The 17,927-nt window shown below is 71.5% G+C and carries 14 protein-coding genes; 8 read left to right on the top strand and 6 right to left on the bottom strand.

Annotation, left to right across the window (positions count from 1 at the left end):
* The first annotated feature begins 157 nt into the window (after window positions 1-157).
* Entirely contained in the window at window positions 158-361 is a 204-nt protein-coding gene (locus EIL87_RS05470; protein WP_093422519.1) for a cold-shock protein, read from the top strand.
* Between the two features lie 158 nt (window positions 362-519).
* The gene (locus EIL87_RS05465; RefSeq protein WP_125089056.1) at window positions 520-1,458 is read left to right on the top strand and encodes an NAD-dependent epimerase/dehydratase family protein; all 939 of its coding nucleotides are present in this window, start codon (window positions 520-522) and stop codon (window positions 1,456-1,458) included.
* 22 nt (window positions 1,459-1,480) lie between these two features.
* Here EIL87_RS05465 and EIL87_RS05460 read toward each other — a convergent pair whose 3' ends face one another.
* The gene (locus EIL87_RS05460; protein WP_233576041.1) at window positions 1,481-4,387 is read right to left on the bottom strand and encodes an FAD-binding and (Fe-S)-binding domain-containing protein; all 2,907 of its coding nucleotides are present in this window, start codon (window positions 4,385-4,387) and stop codon (window positions 1,481-1,483) included.
* Window positions 4,388-4,533: 146 nt separating this feature from the next.
* On the opposite strand from EIL87_RS05460, the gene EIL87_RS05455 reads away from it, so the two are divergent.
* The 3 genes from EIL87_RS05455 to EIL87_RS05445 all read left to right on the top strand — a co-directional run bounded on the left by EIL87_RS05455 (window position 4,534) and on the right by EIL87_RS05445 (window position 8,673).
* On the top strand, window positions 4,534-5,724 hold the full coding sequence (locus EIL87_RS05455) for a pyridoxal-phosphate-dependent aminotransferase family protein (protein WP_125089055.1): 1,191 nt from the start codon (window positions 4,534-4,536) through the stop codon (window positions 5,722-5,724).
* A 2-nt stretch (window positions 5,725-5,726) separates the two neighbouring features.
* Window positions 5,727-6,992, top strand: coding sequence for an SLC13 family permease (locus EIL87_RS05450; RefSeq protein WP_125089054.1), 1,266 nt, complete (start codon window positions 5,727-5,729; stop codon window positions 6,990-6,992).
* Window positions 6,993-7,302: 310 nt separating this feature from the next.
* On the top strand, window positions 7,303-8,673 hold the full coding sequence (locus EIL87_RS05445) for an FAD-binding oxidoreductase (protein ID WP_125089053.1): 1,371 nt from the start codon (window positions 7,303-7,305) through the stop codon (window positions 8,671-8,673).
* A 44-nt stretch (window positions 8,674-8,717) separates the two neighbouring features.
* On the opposite strand, the gene EIL87_RS27000 is transcribed toward EIL87_RS05445, so the two are convergent.
* The 5 genes from EIL87_RS27000 to EIL87_RS05425 form a co-directional block, all read right to left on the bottom strand.
* Entirely contained in the window at window positions 8,718-8,885 is a 168-nt protein-coding gene (locus EIL87_RS27000; protein ID WP_199740268.1) for a hypothetical protein, read from the bottom strand.
* Between the two features lie 64 nt (window positions 8,886-8,949).
* Window positions 8,950-10,407, bottom strand: coding sequence for an amino acid permease (locus EIL87_RS05440; RefSeq protein ID WP_125089052.1), 1,458 nt, complete (start codon window positions 10,405-10,407; stop codon window positions 8,950-8,952).
* 142 nt (window positions 10,408-10,549) lie between these two features.
* Window positions 10,550-12,655, bottom strand: coding sequence for a catalase (locus EIL87_RS05435; RefSeq protein ID WP_125089051.1), 2,106 nt, complete (start codon window positions 12,653-12,655; stop codon window positions 10,550-10,552).
* Between the two features lie 87 nt (window positions 12,656-12,742).
* Window positions 12,743-13,243, bottom strand: a complete 501-nt coding sequence (locus EIL87_RS05430; RefSeq protein WP_233576040.1) for a hypothetical protein — start codon at window positions 13,241-13,243, stop codon at window positions 12,743-12,745.
* 38 nt (window positions 13,244-13,281) lie between these two features.
* A complete protein-coding gene (locus tag EIL87_RS05425; RefSeq protein WP_125089050.1) occupies window positions 13,282-13,983 on the bottom strand; it encodes a FadR/GntR family transcriptional regulator in 702 nt (233 codons plus the stop codon).
* Between the two features lie 178 nt (window positions 13,984-14,161).
* Between EIL87_RS05425 and EIL87_RS05420 the strand changes: the two genes are divergently transcribed.
* The 3 genes from EIL87_RS05420 (at window position 14,162) to EIL87_RS05410 (ending at window position 17,911) form a co-directional block, all read left to right on the top strand.
* On the top strand, window positions 14,162-15,616 hold the full coding sequence (locus tag EIL87_RS05420; protein ID WP_125089082.1) for an acyl-CoA synthetase: 1,455 nt from the start codon (window positions 14,162-14,164) through the stop codon (window positions 15,614-15,616).
* Window positions 15,609-16,946 carry a carboxyl transferase domain-containing protein gene (locus EIL87_RS05415; RefSeq protein ID WP_125089049.1) on the top strand — a complete coding sequence of 446 codons (1,338 nt, stop codon included), beginning with the start codon at window positions 15,609-15,611 and terminating at the stop codon, window positions 16,944-16,946. The genes EIL87_RS05420 and EIL87_RS05415 overlap by 8 nt, the downstream gene beginning before the upstream one ends.
* Window positions 16,947-17,125: 179 nt before the next feature.
* Window positions 17,126-17,911 carry a 2,3-dihydro-2,3-dihydroxybenzoate dehydrogenase gene (locus EIL87_RS05410; protein ID WP_125089081.1) on the top strand — a complete coding sequence of 262 codons (786 nt, stop codon included), beginning with the start codon at window positions 17,126-17,128 and terminating at the stop codon, window positions 17,909-17,911.
* Window positions 17,912-17,927: the final 16 nt, after the last annotated feature.

Genomic DNA, 17,927 nt, shown 5'->3' with positions numbered 1-17,927 from the left:
GGTTTTGGTCCTAGCAGTACTGTGAAAGTGCCTGCCAGAACGCAGGCGCTTTTTTTGTGCCGTGGTGCCTGGCTCCGCGCGGCTGCCGGTGATCAGCTCTGTCAACCAGGGGTCTGCGCAGTGTTGACCCCGGCTAGCACGAACGGGAGAACAAGGAATGGCTAGCGGTACGGTCAAGTGGTTCAACGCCGAAAAGGGCTACGGGTTCATCACCCCGGACGGCGGTGGAGCTGACGTCTTCGCCCACTACTCCGCCATCGACGCCACCGGCTTCCGCACGCTGGAGGAGAACCAGCGGGTGGAGTTCGAGATCGCCCAGGGCCCGAAGGGTCCGCAGGCGGCGGGAATCCGCACGGTCTGATTCCGGTCTGGACGTGCGGCGGTCCGGTTCGCCGGGCCGCCGCACGTCTCAGACGACCTCCCACTCGTGACCATTCGCGAGTTTCACCCGATGGGGCAAGGCGTTCCGGGGTAGCCTCGGGGCTCGCTGACGTTTGACCAGATGCGAGGTTCCGGGGAATGCCCCTGCGTGTGGTTGTCGCCGGTGCGACCGGTGTGGTCGGGAAGAGGCTGCTGCCGCTGCTGCGGGAGCGCGGTCACCACGTGACGGCGCTGGCCCGCAGAACCGACCGGTTCGACGAGCCCTCCGCCGACGAGGTCGTCGCTGCGGACCTGCTCGACCCCGACGCGTTGCGGGCGGAGCTGCGCAGCGCCGCCCCCGATGTCGTGGTCGACCAGTCCTCGGCCTTCAGCGCCGCCGATCGCCAGGAGGCGTTGCAACGCACCGCGAAGCTGCGGGAACGCGGCACCAAGAACCTGCTGGACGCGGCTGTGACGGCCGGCGCCCGGCGGTTCATCGGCCAGGGCATGACGGCCCTCTACCGCCCCCAGGGCCACGACGTCCTCGAGGAGGACTCGCCGCTGTGGACCGACGCGCCCGGCACCTGGGGCGAGGTGGTCCGGGCGTTCGCCTCGATGGAGGAGGAGCTGTTCACCCGCTCCGGCATCGAAGGCGTGTCCTTGCGCTACGGCGCCCTGTACGGCCCGGACACCCAGTTCGCGCCCGGCGGGGACGTGCACGCGCGCGTGGTCGGCAGCGAACTTCCCCTGGTGGGTGATGGTGTCGGGCTCACCTCCTTCACCCACGTGGACGACGCCGCCGGAGTGGTCCTCGAAGTGCTCGAAGGCGGCGATCCGGGTGCCTACAACGTCGTCGACAACGAGCCGGCCGAGTCCAACGAGTGGCTCCCGGCCTACGCCCGGATGGCCGGCGCTCCGGCGCCGGTCACGCTCACCAGCGAGCAGGCCTCGTCCCAGCTGGACTGGCTGACCGTCCACCAGCTCACCGAGCAGCGCGGCGCGTCCAACTTCCGCCTGCGCGAGACGATCGGCTGGAAGCCCACCTGGCCGAGCTGGCGTGAGGGCTTCGCCTCGATGTTCGGGCTCTGGCCCGCCTGACCCGCGCGCCCGCGGCCCGGCCTCAGCCGAAGACGGCGTCGTGGAGGAGCTCGAGCGGGTGCTTGGCCTCGCGGCCGGTGCCGTGGGCGACCTGCTGGCGGCAGGAGACCCCGGTGGCGGCGACCGCCGCCTGGGGGGCGGCTTCGATGGCGGGGAAGAGCCGTTGGCCTCCGATGCGCATCGACATCTCGTAGTGCTCGGTCTCGAAGCCGAAGGACCCCGCCATGCCGCAGCAGCCGGCGTCGAGCTCGTCCACGTCGGACAGGTGCCGCAGCAGGCGGGCCGAGGAGGTCGTGCCCAGCACCGCCTTCTGGTGGCAGTGCGCGTGGAACAGGACCTCCGCCGGGCCCCGGTGCGGCGTCAGCGTCCCGTCGTCGAGCGCTTCGACCAGCAGGTCCTCGACCAGGCTCGCGCTGTCGGCGACCCGTGAGGCTCCCACCAGCTTCGGGTGCTCGTCGCGCAGCGTGGACACGCACGACGGCTCGCAGCCCACGATTCGCGCGCCGCGCTCGGCTTCCGGGCCGAGCTTGGCGATGAGCTCGCGGGCCAGCTCTTCCGCCCGGGGGAGCAGACCTGTGGAGATCTGCGGACGGGCGCAGCACACCTGCGATTCGACGCGCACCCGCCAGCCCGCGTGCTCCAGCAGCCGGATCGCGGCGCGGCCGATGGCCGGTTCGGTGTGGCTGGTGAACGAGTCCGCCAGGAACACCACGTCACCGCGCTCACCGGGGGTGACTCCGGGCGCGGGTGGGGTGGCGGGCCGCGAGCGGTCCCAGCGCAGCAGGTCGTCCCGCCGGAAGGTCGGCAGCGGGCGCCGGCTGTCGATCCCGGCGATCCGTTGCAGCAGGGCTCGCACCGGTTTCGGCCTGGCGAGCAGGTTGCTCAGCGGCGCGGCCATCGCGCCCAGCCGGTAGAGCATCCGTGTGGCGCCGAAGATCCGGGTCCGCAGGTCGGTCCCGTGCTGCTCGTGGTGGTGGGCCAGCGCTTCGCTCTTGAGCGTGGCCATGTCCACCGACATCGGGCACTCGTGCTGACAGGCCTTGCACTCCAGGCACAGGTCGAGCACCTCCTTGAGCCGGTCGCCGCCCAGCGCCGCCCGCGGGTCGGGTTCCGAGAGCGCCATGACCAGCGCGTTCGCGCGCCCGCGGGTGGAGTGCTCCTCGTCGCGGGTGGCCATGAACGACGGGCACATCGCCCCGCCCGATGTCTCGGGCTTGCGGCAGGCGCCGATGCGCTGGCAGCGCTCGGCCTCGCCGCGCATCCCGCCGTAGCGGCTGAAGTCGAAGTGGGTGTCCACCGGTGCGGCCACCGGGATCGTGGGCTCGCGCAGGTTCTCCGTCATCGGGGGAGCGTCGACGATCTTGCCGGGGTTCATGATGCCGTCGGGGTCGAACAGCGCCTTGACCTCCCGCATCGCCTCGTAGACGGTGTCGCCGAAGATCTTGCGGTTGAACTCGCTGCGCGCGTACCCGTCGCCGTGCTCGCTGGAGTTCACCCCGCCGTAGGACAGCGCGAGGTCGCAGACCTCCTCGGCGACCTTCCGCATGGTGGCGACCTGGTCGGGCTTGGTGAGGTCCATGAACGGCCGCACGTGCAGGCACCCGGCCGAGGCGTGGCCGTAGAACCCGGCCCGCAGGCCGTGGTCGTCGAGGATCTGGGCGAACCGCTGGGTGTACTCGGCGAGGTGCTCCGGCGACACCGCGGTGTCCTCGACGAAGGCCACCGAGCGCTCGGTCGAGCGCCCTGCCGCCATGAGCAGCCCGAGGCCGGACTTGCGCAGCGCCCGCAGCGGTGCGAGCTCGGCGTCGGTGACCGCCAGCCGGGTCGCGTAGCCGTGGCCCTCGCTGCGCCAGGCGGCCACGAGCTGCTCGGCTCCGGCGCGCGCCTCGTCGGCGGTGTCGCCGTAGAACTCGGCGAACATCAGCGCGCGCGGGTCTCCCTCCAGCGCGGAGAACAGGTGCGCGTGCTGCGGTGACCGCCGGGCGAGGTCGAGGATGAAGTTGTCCACCACCTCGATCCCGGCGGCACCGGTGCGCATCGCCGCCTCGGTCCCCGCGATGCAGGCGGGGGTGGAGTGGAAGTGCCCCACGACCATCGCGGTGGCCTTGGGTTTCGGCGTCAGCCGCACCAGCGCTTCGGTCACCGTCACCAGCGTCCCCTCGGCCCCGACGACGAACTTGGCGAGGTCGAACGGACCGTCCGCCAGCCGGTCCAACCGGTACCCGCCGGCGCGCCGCCAGAACTGCTGGGTCTGCTCGGCCAGTCCTGGCCGCGCGGTGTCGACGATGCCCGGGAGTGCGCGGTGGATCCGGCCTTCGAGGGTGTCCGCAGTGGACTTCTCCGCGAGCTCGGCCGCTGAGATCTCGCCCAGCGACGCCGGTGTGCCGTCGGAGAGCACGACGTCCAGCCGCTCGACGTGGTCAATGGTCATCCCGTAGCGCGCTGAGCGGGAGCCACAGGAGTTGTTGCCGATCATGCCGCCGAGGGTGGCCCGGTTGCTGGTGGAGGTGTCCGGGGCGAAGAACATCCCGTGCGCCCCGGCGGCCAGGTTCAGCTCGTCCTGCACCAGGCCGGGCTGCACGCGCGCCACCCGGCGTTCCGGGTCCAGCTCCAGGATCCGGTTCATGTGCTTGGAGAAGTCCAGCACGACAGCCTCGCCGACTGTCTGTCCACAATGGCTGGTTCCCGCTCCGCGGGGCAGCACGGCGACTCCCGCCTCGCGGCACAGCCGGACCGTGGTGGCGACGTCCTCGGCGTGGCGCGGGAAGACCACGCCGACCGGGCGGACCCGGTACATGCTGGCGTCGGTGGAGTAGAGGTGGCGGGTGTAGTCGTCGAAACGGACGTTGCCGTCCAGGTTCCGAGCCAGTTCAGTGGCGAGCCCAGCGGTGGCGACGTTGCGCACTGCGTTCCCTTCCAGCGTTCCCACGCCATTTTTCGTGGCGGTGACCAGCGAGGACCTTTGTCAAGGCAGAAGTGAGGCACTTGACATGATCGGCTTGCTGTCTACAGAATTCAACCCACTGAGACGTGGATTTCACATGCCGGAAGAGCGTCCTCACCGTGGAGGAACGAATGTCCGTTGCCAGCAGCCGCCACTTCTTGCAGATCCCGGGGCCGACCAACGTTCCCGACCGGGTCCTGCACGCGATCGCCAACCCGACCATCGACCACCGGGGCCCGGACTTCGCCGACCTCGCCCTGGAGGTCTTCGACAAGCTCCGCGCCGTGGCGCGCACTTCCGCCGACGTCGTGATCTACCCGTCCTCCGGCACCGGCGCCTGGGAAGCCGCCCTGGTCAACACCCTCTCGCCGGGCGACGGAGTCCTCATGTACGAGACCGGGCACTTCGCCGAGCTGTGGTCCGAACTGGCCAGCACGCTCGGCCTGCGGCCCGAGACGATCCCGGGTGACTGGCGCAGCGGGGTGGACCCGGACGCGGTCGAACAACGCCTGCGCGCCGACACCGAGCGGCGGATCAAGGCCGTCGCGGTCGTGCACAACGAGACCTCCACCGGCGTGGTCAGCGACGTGCCCGCCGTGCGCGCGGCCATCGACGCCGCCGACCACCCCGCGCTGCTGCTGGTCGACACGATCTCCTCGCTGGGCTCGATCGACTACCGCCACGACGAGTGGGGCGTCGACGTCACCATCGGCTGCTCGCAGAAGGGCCTGATGCTGCCACCCGGTATCGGGCTCAACGTCATCAGCGCCAAAGCGCTGCTGGCAGCGCGAACGGCGACGCTGACCAAGTCCTACTGGGACTGGCAGCCGCTGCTCAGCGCCGGCAAGCAGGGCTACTTCCGCTACACCCCGCCCACGAACCTGCTCTTCGGCATGCGCGAGGCACTGTCGATGCTGCTCGAGGAAGGGCTGGAGGAGGTCTACGCGCGCCACGACCGGCACGCCGCCGCCACCCGCGCGGCCGTGCGCGCCTGGGGGCTCGAGGTCCTCTGCCGCGACCCGGAGACCACGCCCGGCACCGAGCACAGCAGCGCGCTGACAGCCGTGCTGATGCCGCCCGAGCACGACGCCGACCACCTGCGCGAGGTCATCCTCGACCACTTCGACACCTCGCTCGGCGCCGGACTGTCCACAGTGGCCGGGAAGGTGTTCCGCATCGGTCACCTCGGAGCCCTCAACGACGCCACCCTGCTGGGCACGCTCGGGGTGGTCGAAGCCGGACTCGCGCTGGCCGGCGTCCCGCACCGGCCCGGCGGGGTCACCGCCGCGATCGCCGAGCTGACCGGCAGATCGGGGGAGTGACCATGTCCGCCGAACTCATCTCGATCCTGGCGCTGGTGGCCATCTTCGTCATCACCGGCGTGTTCTCGGTCAACATGGGAGCGCTGGCCTTCGCCGCCGCGTTCCTGGTCGGCACCCTCGCCGGCGGGATGACCTCCGACGACATCCTCGGCGGGTTCCCCGGCGAGATCTTCATGGTGCTCGTCGGTGTCACCTACCTGTTCGCCATCGCCCGCGCCAACGGCACCATCGACTGGCTCGTCTACCGCGCCGTGCAGCTGGTGCGCGGCAGGCTCGCACTGGTCCCGTGGGTGATGCTCGCGGTCTCGGGTCTGCTGACCGCCATCGGCGCCGTCCCGCCGGCCGCGGTCGCGATCATCGCTCCCGTCGCGATGGGACTGGCCGCCAAGCACGGCATCAGCCCGCTGCTGATGTCGGTGATGGTCGTGCACGGCACGATGGTCGGCGGGTTCTCGCCGATCTCGGTGTTCGGCGTCATCGTCAACGGCGTGGTGGACGAGAGCCGGCTCGAAGGCAGCCCGCTGTTCCTGTTCTTCGCCAGCTTCGTGCTCAACCTCGTCTTCGCCGCCGTCGCGTTCGTGCTGCTCGGCGGCCGCAAGCACGCCGAACGCCCGGTCCCCGCCGACGCGCCCGGCGCCGCCCGCGACGACACCCTGCTGGCCCACGTGGAGATGAGCCGCGACAAGGCGTTGACGCTGCTGGGCATCCTCACGATGGTCGTGCTGACCCTGTTCCTGGAGCTGGACATCGGACTGGTGGCGATCACCGTCGCCGTCGTGCTCGGCATCATCTCCCCGCAGGCCCACCGTGACGCCGTCAAGAACGTCACCTGGCCGACCGTGCTGCTGATCTGCGGCGTGCTCACCTACGTCAGCGTGCTGCAGGAGCTGGGCACGGTCGACTACGTCAGCCACGCGGTCAGCAGCATCGGCGTTCCGCTGCTCTCGGCGTTCCTGCTGTGCCTGATCGGCGCGGTCGTCTCGGCCTTCGCGTCCTCGACGGGCCTGCTCGGTGCGCTGATCCCGCTGGCGGTCCCGCTCATGGCCGCCGGGCAGGTCGGGGTCGCGGGCATGGTCGCGGCGCTGGCCATCGCCTCGACGGTGGTCGACATCAGCCCGTTCTCGACCAGCGGTGCCATCATGCTGGCCAACTCCCGGGAGGCTGAGCGGGATTCGGTGTTCAAGGGCCTGGCCCTCTACGGCGGAGCCATGGTCGTGATCGCCCCGGTCGTCGTCTGGCTCACCATGATCCTCCCCGGGATCAACTAGGTGTCGCGGTGAGCACTCGCTCCGCTCGCCGGTGCGAGCAGCAGGACCTGAGCGGCTCCGTGGTGCGCCCTTTCCGAGGCACCGGAGGCGCGCACGCCGGGGACCCGCTCAGGTCCTGCGCCGGTGCGCGAGGCTGAGTCCCACACCTGGAACAGCGCTACCGCCGCACCTCCTCCTCCGGCGCCGCCGGAGGAGGAGGTGCGGGGGAACAGGGGAGCGGAGAACATCACTCGGGGTGGGATCGGGGTGTTCGGCGGGCTAGGTTCTCGGGGATAGGACCTGTGTTCGAAGGCTTGAGAGAGATGAAGCGATGACCCTCACCGACGCGCTGCGGGAGCTGCTGCCCGACGGTCGTGTGTTCGACGACCCGGACGTGCTGGCCGCGCACAGCCGCGACCGCGCCACCTTCTGCCCGGCCGGGACACCGGCCGCGCTCGTGCGGGCGCGCGACACCGGGGACGTCGCGACGGTGCTGAAGTGGGCCGACGAGAACCGGGTCCCGGTGGTTCCGCAGGGCGCTCGCTCCGGGTTGTCCGGTGCCGCGAACGCGCTGGACGGTTGCGTGCTGCTGTCGCTGGAGAAGATGGACGCCATCCTCGACATCGACGTCGACGAGCAGCTGGCCGTGGTGCAGCCCGGCGTGGTCAACGGCGTGCTCGCGTCGGCCGTGGCCGAGGTGGGCCTGTTCTACCCGCCGGACCCGGGTTCGCGCAGCATCTCCACCATCGGCGGCAACGTCTCGACCAACGCGGGCGGCATGTGCTGCGTGAAGTACGGCGTGACCGGCGACTTCGTGCGCGGCCTGGAGGTCGTGCTCGCCGACGGCCGGGTGATGCGGGCGGGCCGCCGCACCGCCAAGGGCGTCGCGGGCTACGACCTGACCCGGCTTGTCGTCGGGGCCGAGGGGACGCTCGGCGTGGTCACCGAGGTGACCGTGGCACTGCGCCCGGCGAGCGCTCAGCCCTTGACCGCGGTCGCGTTCTTCCCGGAGGTAGCCGATTCGGCGCGCACCGTCTCCGGCTACCTCGCCGAGGGCCACCGGCCGTCGGTGCTGGAGTTCATGGACGCCTCCTCGGTCAAGGCCGTGCAGCAGATCGCCGACCTCGGCTTCCCCGAGGGCATGGCGGCGATGCTGCTGGTGCAGTCCGACCGCGGCGACGAGGCGCCGGCCGACCTCGCGGCCTTCGAGAAGGTGGCCCGCGCGATGGGCGCGGCCGAGGTCGTCGTGTCCGACAGCGCCGCCGAGGGCGAGATGCTGATGCAGGCGCGGCGGCTGGTCGGCGACGCCCACGAGAAGCTGGGCAAGGCGCTGCTCATCGACGACGTCTGCGTTCCGCGCCGCCGGCTGGTGGACCTGGTGCAGGGCATGCAGCGCATCGCCGAGGAGCAGCGCGTGCAAGTGCTGTGCTCCGGTCACGCGGGCGACGGCAACATGCACCCGGTGGTCGCCTTCGACGACAGCGACGCCGAGGAGACCCAGCGCGCGCAGCGTGCCTTCGACGCGATCATGCAGCTCGGGCTGGACCTGGGCGGCACCATCACCGGCGAGCACGGCGTCGGCCAGCTCAAGCGCTCCTGGCTGGGCCGCGAGCTCGACGACGCCGGGTTGTGGGCCTCCCGCGCCATCAAGGAGGCCCTCGACCCGCACGGCATCCTCAACCCCACCCGGGTCTTGCCGTGAAGCGGTGCCGGGCCCCGCACCGGGGCCCGGCACCGCTCCGCAGGTCAGCGGTCGTAGTCGTCCTCGACCGGGACCGTGCGGTACTGATCGGAGACATCGGCCGGGTCCGCGTCGATCGGGACGTCGGTGGGCACGGCGTCGTCCTCGTCGGGCAGGTCCTCGGCTCGGAGCGACTGCTCGAACGCGTCGGCCTCGGGCGTCTCGGGATTCATCGAACCTCCAGGGTGGGGTGGGCTGGCCCCTTCGACCGTAGCTCCGATCGCGGCCACCTGTCGGTCAGTCCTCGGCCGACCGCTCGCTGCGCCGGCCCAGCAACGCGTGCCCGCGACCGTAGCCGAAGTAGATCAGCAGCCCGACCGCGAGCCACGCGGCGAAGCGCAGCCAGGTCACCACGTCCAGGTTCGCCATCAGGTACAGGCAGGCCACCGCGGTGAGGACCGGCAGCACCGGCGACAGCGGCATCCGGAACGGGCGGTGCAGCTCCGGCTTGGTGCGCCGCAGCACCGGCACCGCCAGCGCCACGATGAGGAACCCGGACAGCGCCCCGATGCTGACCATGTCCGACAGCTCCGAGATGGGGACGAACCCGGCCAGCAGCATGATCACCACAGCGCCCCCGATGGTCACCCGGTGCGGAGTGCCCCACCTGGAGTGGACCTGGGAGAGCTTCGGCGGCAGCAGGCCGTCGCGGCTCATGGCGAAGCCGATGCGACCGATGGTCACCAGCTCGACCATCATCACCGAGGTGAGACCGGTCACCGCGCCCAGGGAGATCAGCGCAGCCACCCACGGCTGGCCGACGGACTGGAAGGCCGCCGCCAGCGGAGCTCCCTCGTCGATCTGCTGGTAGTCGACCATCGCGGTGAGCACGAACGCGACCAGCACGTACAGCAGCGTGCAGATGACGAGGCTGCCCAGCAGGCCGACCGGCAGGTCGCGCTGCGGGCGCTTGGTCTCCTCGCCCAGGTTCGCCAGCGCCTCGAAGCCGGTGTAGGCGAAGAACACGATCGCGGCCGCGGTGAGCACGCCGGCGAAGCCGTACACCGACTGCTCCATGCCCAGCAGCGCCGACACCAGCGGCTGCTCCAGGACGGTCGCGCCGCTCTCGGCGGGCTGGGTCGGCGGGACGAACGGTTCGAGGTGGGCGCCGGTGACGAAGAACAGGCCCGCGACGATGACCAGCACGCACACCGCGACCTTGACGATGACCAGCGCGTTGGTGACCCACGACGACTCGCGGATGCCGATGACGGCCACGGCGGTGAGCGCCGCGATGATGAGCACGGCGCCGACGTTGATGGTGGCGTCCTCGCCGAACCACGCTTGCGGCAGTCCCAGCAGGTTGGCGATGTAGCCCGACCAGCTCCGCGACACCACCGCTGCGCCGAGCGCGAACTCCAGCAGCAGGTCCCAGCCGATGATCCAGGCGAAGAGCTCGCCGAGCGTGGCGTAGGCGTAGGTGTAGGCGCTGCCCGCCGTGGGGACCGAGGAGGCCAGTTCGGCGTAGGCCAGCGCCGCCAGTGCAGCCACCACACCGCCGATGACGAACGAGAGCACCACGGCGGGTCCCGCGTGGTCCTTGGCCTCGATCCCGGCGAGGGTGAAGACGCCGGTGCCGATGATGATCCCGATGCCGAACCCGACGAGGTCCTTGCCGGTGAGCCTGCGGACCAGCCCGCTGCGCTCGCCCCGGCTGAGGATGTCCTCGACGGGCATCGTTCGCAGAATGTTCACGAGCCGCACGTTAGAAGATCCCGCTCGCCACGGCTCACTCGGCCGCGCGGCGTGTGACCCACGGGGCTCACCGTGACCCGGGGTGCGCGGCCAGGGACCCGCGGGTGATCTCCACGGGTCCCCGGCCGCGTCGAAACCTCGGTCAGGCCGGGATGGACGCCGTGTCCCGGTCCCACACGCGGTGGCTGCCCAGGGCGGCGGCGAACTCCTCGAGGAACTGCCCCGGCAGCGCCCCGCCGGTGCCGGCGGCCAGCACCACGCCCCGCTCGGCGACCAGCCCGTCGCCCTCGACCGGTGCGGCCACCTGCTCGGTGATCCCGGCCTTGCGCAGCACTTCCAGGCCTTCGTCGCTCGCGGCGACGGGCTTGTGGTGCTTGTAGGCCTCGGCGACGAAGTGCACGGCGTGCCCGTCGGCGGCGAGCGTGCGTGCGCTGCCCGCGCCGCCGGGCACGATCACCGCGTCGTAGACGACCGACATCGCGGTGCGGGCGGCGACCTCGATGTCCACCTCGGACCCGTCCGCTCCGCGCGCCCGGCCGTCGTGGGTGGCGCCGAGCACCTCCGGCACGGCTCCGCGCGCGGACAGGTCGCGCTTGACCTGCTCCACCTCGGTGGCGTCGACGCCATCGGCGACCAGCACCGCGACCTTGCGCGTCGCGACCGAACCGGGGGATTTCGCCAGGCTCAACGCCGGCGAGCTGCGTCCGTGGTTCTCGGTCCCGCCCTCCGGCGCGCGCATCCCCAGGCCCTGCGCGACCGCCTCCGCGAGGTCGCGGTCGACGTGGACGAGCTCGTGCAGGACGCGCTCGCGCACGTGCTGGTGCTCGACCTTGCCGAGTTCGAAGCGGAAGGCCTCGACGATGTGGTCCTTCTCGAAGTCGGCCATGCTGTTCCAGAACAGCGTGGCCTGGCTGTGGTGGTCGGTGAAGCTCGCGCTGCGACGACGGACCGTCTCGCCGTCCACCCTGGTCTGGTAGTGCCGGAACACGTCGGAACCGGCGATCGCGGGGCACCCGCCGCCGAGGCTGTTGGGCGTGTAGCTAGTCCGTCCCCTGTGGATCTGCTGCTGGTGGTGGCCGTCGCGCTGGTTGGTGCTGACCTCCGCCACCGGCCGGTTGACCGGGATCTGCGCGAAGTTCGGCCCGCCCAGCCGGATCAGCTGGGTGTCGAGGTAGGAGAAGTTGCGGGCCTGCAGCAGCGGGTCGTTGGTGAAGTCGATCCCGGGCACCACGTTGGCGGTGTGGAAGGCGACCTGCTCGGTCTCGGCGAAGAAGTTGTCCGGGTTGCGGTCGAGCACCATCTTGCCCACCGGCCGCACCGGCACCTGCTCCTCGGGGATGAGCTTCGTGGGGTCGAGCAGGTCGAAGTCGAAGGCGAACTCGTCGGACTCGTCGACCAGTTGCACCCCGAGCTCCCACTCCGGGAACTGCCCGGCCTCGATCGCCTCCCAGAGGTCCCGCCGGTTGAAGTCGGCATCGGCCCCGGCGATCTTCTGGCACTCGTCCCACACCAGCGAATGGCTGCCCAGCACCGGTTTCCAGTGGAACTTCACGAACGTGCCCTTGCCCTCGGCGTTGACCAGCCGGAAGGTGTGCACGCCGAAGCCCTCCATCATCCGGTAGCTGCGGGGCAGCGCGCGGTCGGACATCAGCCACATCACCATGTGCATCGTCTCCGGCTGCAGGGAGACGAAGTCCCAGAACGTGTCGTGCGCGGACGCTGCCTGCGGGATCTCGTTGTGCGGCTCGGGTTTGACCGCGTGCACGACGTCCGGGAACTTGATGCCGTCCTGGATGAAGAACACCGGCATGTTGTTGCCGACCAGGTCGTAGTTGCCCTGCTCGGTGTAGAACTTCGTCGCGAAACCCCGCACGTCGCGGACCGTGTCGGCCGAACCGCGCGAACCCGCGACGGTGGAGAAGCGCACGAAGACCGGGGTGCTGACCTCCGGATCGGTGAGGAACTTCGCCGCGGTGTGGTCGCGCAGCCAGTCGTCGTAGGGCCGGAAGTGGCCGTAGGCGCCCGCGCCGCGCGCGTGCACCACCCGCTCCGGGATGCGCTCGTGGTCGAAGTGCGTGAGCTTCTCGCGGAAGTGGAAGTCCTCCAGCAGCGTGGGGCCGCGTTCGCCGGCCTGCAACGAGTCGTCGGTGTGGTCGACGCGCACGCCTTGCTGGGTGGTCAGTTCGGTGCCGGTGGGATCGGCGCGGACGCCGTCGAGCTGTTCGTGCTTGGCATCGCCGTGGGCCATCGAGATCGGCTCCCCTCGTTCATGACGTGGACCGATCTTGGTTTTCCCCACGGGTGGCGGAACTATGCGCACGGGGCCGTTCCGCTTTCAGGAGCCCAGCCAGCTCACCAGTCCCGGAGCCCCGGCGACCAGCAGGAAGTGCCCGGTCCGCCCGACCAGGCTCGCCGCGAGGTACCCGATCAGGGGAAGCCCGGCGGCGCCGGAGAGCAGCGACATCAGGCTGAACGGCGGGATGCCGGGCACCGCGCTCACCGCCAGCACACCCATGCCCCACCACGGGCGTTCCACCGTGCGGTGCCGGAACCGCTCGACCCAGACCCCCCAGCGGCCGGTGCGCTGGGACTGCACCCGCTTGCTCAGCCGCTCGCCGAGCGCGAAACCGCCCTTGCCCGCGAGGTAGAACAGCGTCTTGGCGGCGACCTGGCCCACCGCCGCGGCGACCGCGAAGGCCCACCACGGCACGCCCTGCGCGAGGGGGACCACGCCGAGCAGGTAGAGCTCGATGTTCACCAGCGGGAACACCGCGCCCAAGGCGGCCGTGCCCGCCGTGCCCAACAACCACCCGATCACTGCAGCGCCGACCCCCACGAGAGAAACCTGCGGCAGCCTACCGGGCTAACCGCTGTTCAGGCCTCGGGGTCCCAGTCCAGCAGCCGCACCCGGCTGACCGTGCGCAGGTGGCGTGCCATCGCCGAGGCCGCCGCCTTCGCATCGCCCTTGCGGATCGCCTCGGCGATGCGTTCGTGCTGGGCCAGCGACTTCGGAGGCCTGCGCGGCTGGCGCAGCGACTCGGTGCGGCTCTCGGCGATCTCCGCGGCGATGGTGCGCATGAACTCCGCCAGCAGCGCGCTGTGCGCGGCCGCGGTCACCGCGGCGTGGAACCGCCGGTCGCCGTCCGCACCGACCTCGCCCGACTCGACCTCCTCGCGCATCGCGGCCAGCGCGGCGTCGATCTCGGCCATGTCCTCGTCGGTGCGCCGCAGCGCGGCCAGCTCCGCCAGCTTGGTCTCCAGGCCCTCCCGGGCGTCGAGCACGTCGGGCAACCGCCGCTTGCGCTCCACCAGCTCCTCGACCGGCTCGACCTCCAGCGACTCGCGCAGCAGGTAGGTGCCGCCCCCGTGGCGGACCTCGACCAGCCCTTGCACCTCCAGCACGACGATCGCCTGCTTCACCGACGCCCTGCTGACGCCGAGCTGTTCGGCGAGGGCGCGTTCCGGTGGCAGCCGGTCGCCGGCGCGCAACCCGGAACCGGCCACGTGCTCGCGCAGCCGCTGGACGACCTGCTCGTACAGGCGCGGGCGGTTCAGCGGGCGGAGGGAGTCTGACACCGGCGCGCTCCAGGATCGTGAAGAGGCAAACTGGCTGAGCCAATTCTGCCACAGTCCCTTGACGTGCTTCGTCCCGAACGGCAAGGGTTGGATCAGCCAGTGGACCACTGCCCCGGGCTCGGCGGGCGGTGCGCGTCCGCCGGTGAGAAATTGCCCGGTGAGGACCTCGGAGGTGGTCATGGCCGACCAGGTGCTGTTCCCGAAGTTGCGCGAACCCGACGACACCGAGGCGCTGCGCTTCGGTGCGCGGGCCCTGACCTACCGGGAACTGGCCGGCCTTGCGGGCGCCATCGCCGAGCGCGTCCAGGACACCCGCCGCGTCGCGGTCTGGGCCACCAACACCCTGGAGACCGCCGCCGCCGTGATCGGCTCCCTGACCGCCGGGGTCGCCGTGGTTCCGATCAACCCGAAGGTGGGGGAGCGGGAGCTCGCCCACATCCTCGGTGACAGCGAACCGGAACTGCTGCTGGCCGAGCCCGGCTTCACCCCGCCCGCCGGACTCGAGGGCGTCGAGATCGCCGAGGTCGACGTCAACGCGTGCGGCGGCGAGCTGCCCGCCGAAGCCGGGTCCGACGCGCCCGCGCTGATCGTCTACACCTCCGGCACCACCGGCCCGCCCAAGGGCGTCGTGCTGCCGCGCCGCGCGCTGAGCGCCAACCTCGACGCGCTGGCCGAGGCCTGGGAGTGGACCTCCGCCGACGTGCTCGCGCACGGGCTGCCGCTGTTCCACGTGCACGGCCTGATCCTCGGCACCCTCGGCCCGGTCCGCCTCGGCGGCGCCGTGCACCACCTGGGCAAGTTCTCCTCGCAGGCGATCGCCGACGAGCTCGCCGGGCCGGCCACGATGATGTTCGGCGTCCCGACCATGTACCACCGCCTCGCCGAGGACGCCGAGCAGGACCCGAAGCTCGGCCAGGCGGTCGGCAAGGCCCGCCTGCTGGTCTCCGGTTCGGCCGCGCTGCCCGCGGTGGACCACGAGCGCATCGAGCGGCTCACCGGCCAGCGCGTGGTCGAGCGCTACGGCATGAGCGAGACGATCATGAACTGCGGCGTGCGCGCCGACGGCGACCGCCGCCCCGGCTACGTCGGCAGGCCCTTCGCCGGCGTCGAGCTCAAGCTCGTCGACGACTCGGGCGCCGAGATCACCGCCAGCGACGACGAGACCGTCGGCGAGATCCTGGTGCGCGGCGACAACCTCTTCAGCGGTTACCTGAACCGGCCGGACGCCACCGAAGCCGCGTTCGCCGACGGCTGGTTCCGCACCGGCGACATGGCCACCCGCGCCCCCGACGGCTACATCCGCATCGTCGGCCGCAAGGCCACCGACATCATCAAGAGCGGCGGCTACAAGATCGGCGCGGGCGAGATCGAGAACTGCCTGCTGGAGCACCCCGCGGTCGCGGAGGTCGCGGTCACCGGTGAGCCCGACGCCGACTTGGGCGAGCGCATCATCGCCTGGGTGGTCCGCACCCCCGGCCGGGAGGTCGCCGCCGACGAGCTCGTCGACCACGTCGCGCGCCTGCTCACCCCGCACAAGCGCCCCCGCGAGGTCCGCTTCCGCGACGCGCTGCCGCGCAACGAGATGGGCAAGGTGCAGAAGAAGGTGCTGCAGAAGGCACCGGGACATGGCTGAGCACAGCGCGGTCCGCGCGCTGGTCGAGTCGATCGGCCAGGGGTTCGCCGAGTTCGCGCCGCCGTCGTCGCGCACCAGCGGTGACGGCCCGCTGGACTGGCCGGGCTACGCCGACCAGCGCGCCGCAGCCGCCGGCCGCGCCGACGCCGACGAGTCGGTGCTGTGCGGGCGTGCTCGGGTCGGCGAGGGGGAGGCGGTGCTGATCGCCTTCGACTTCGCGTACCTCGGCGGCTCGGTCGGTGAGGACACCGGCGCCCGCATCGTGGCGGCCTTCGAGCACGCCCGGGAGCTGCGGCTGCCGGTGATCTCGCTGATCGCCTCCGGCGGCAGCCGGATGCAGGAGGGCATCCGGGCGCTGCAGCAGCTGCAGGCGATCACCCGCGCCTGCCTGGTGGTCAGGCGGGACGGCATCCCGCACATCAGCGTGCTGCGCGACCCCACCACGGGCGGCATGTGGGCGGCGCTGGGCGCGGCCGCCGACGTCGTGCTGGCCGCACCCGGCGCCCGCATCTCCTTCGGCGGCGCCCGGGTGCGCTCGGCGTCCGACGACGGCGCGGACTTCCGCGCCGCGGGCAAGCTCGCCGACGGTCAGGTCGACCGCGTCGTCGACGAGGGCCAGCTGCCCGAGGTGCTCGCCGAGCTGGTGTCGCTGCTGCACCCCGCTCGGCTCACCGGCTCGCCCGAGCCCGCCCCGGTCCCGAGGGCGCTCGGTGCCGCAACCCTGCCGGAGACCGGGATGCGGGCGGTCGAACGCGCCCGCGCCGCCGAGCGACCCCGCGCCGAGGAGTACCTCGACGCCTACTTCACCCGCCGCTTCGAGATCAGCGGCGACCGCTCGGGCGGCCGCGACGAGGGCGTGCTCTGCGGCTTCGGGGAGCACGACGGTCGCACGGTGGCCTTCGCCGCCCAGACCGGCAGCGCCAACACCGCGGCCGGGTTCCGCACCGCTGCACGCCTGGTCCGGCTGGCCGACCAGCTGGGCGTCCCGGTGCTCACCCTGGTCGACACCCCTGGTGCGGCCAACGATGCCGCCGCCGAGCGCGGCGGCATCGGACCGGCCATCGCCGAGGCCTTCAGCGCCGTGGCCGAGGCCCGCGTCCCGGTGACCACGCTGGTCATCGGAGAAGGCGGTTCCGGTGGTGCCCTGGCGCTGGCCGACCCGGACCGCACCTGGGTCACCCCCGACGCCTTCTTCGCGGTGATCGCCCCCGAGTCGGCCGCGGCGATCCTCAAGCGCGAGCCCTCCGAGGTGCCCGACCTCGCCGACGACCTCAAGCTCCGCCCGCAGGACTTGGTAGAACTGGGCTTCGCCCGGGGCATCGCGCGCTGAGCGCAGGTGCGCCGACGCCCCGGGGGACCGCTCCTGTGCGAGCAGTGCGTTCACCCGATGACGCCGCGTCACCGGTGATCAACGCCACCTCTTCGGCGGGGGATCCGCGTCCGCTTCATGTTCTAAACTCAGGCTCGCCTGACGAAGGTTAGGCTAGCCTCAGTGAAGTGAAGGGCGAGATGAACCGGACGGGGATCAGCGGCCAGGTCGCCTTCGTGACCGGCGCCGGTCAGGGGATCGGTGCCGCCGTGGCACGCGCGTTCGCGGAGCTGGGCGCGGATGTCGCGGCCGTGGACCGCGACGGGGAGAAGGCGACCGAGACGGCCGAGAAGCTCGCGGCTGAAGGCCACCGGGCGCGCGCCTACCGCGCCGACGTCGCCGACCCGGCAGCCGTCGCCGAGGTGGTCACGCGGGTCGAGGCCGAGCAGGGGCCCATCGACGTGCTCGCCAACGTCGCCGGCGTGCTGCAGGTGGGCACGGTGCAGGAGATCACCGACGCCGAGTGGCAGCGCACCTTCGCCGTCAACACCACCGGCGTGTTCACCGTCTGCCGGGAGGTCTCCGGGCACATGATCTCGCGGCGCCGCGGCTGCATCGTCACCGTCGGCTCCAACGCCGCGGGCGTGCCGCGCCACTCCATGGCCGCCTACGCCGCCTCCAAGGCCGCCGCCACGATGTTCACCAAGTCGCTGGGCCTGGAACTGGCCGAGCACGGCATCCGCTGCAACATCGTCGCACCCGGCTCCACCGACACCGAGATGCAGCGCGGGATGTGGACCGACGGCAGCGGTCCGGAGCGGGTCATCGCGGGCTCGCCGGAGACCTACAAGGCCGGCATCCCACTGCGCAAGCTCGCCACCCCCGAGGACATCGCCCACGCCGTCGTCTTCCTCGCCCCCGACGAGGCCGGGCACATCACGATGCACGACCTGTACGTCGACGGTGGCGCCACGCTGCGCGCCTGACACCCGCGATCCGCCG

It is taken from the genome of Saccharopolyspora rhizosphaerae (assembly GCF_003931915.1).
Classification (GTDB): Bacteria; Actinomycetota; Actinomycetes; order Mycobacteriales; family Pseudonocardiaceae; genus Saccharopolyspora; species Saccharopolyspora rhizosphaerae.
Note: the sequence above shows the minus strand (reverse complement) of the source record. Positions and strands in the feature narration are given on the sequence as shown.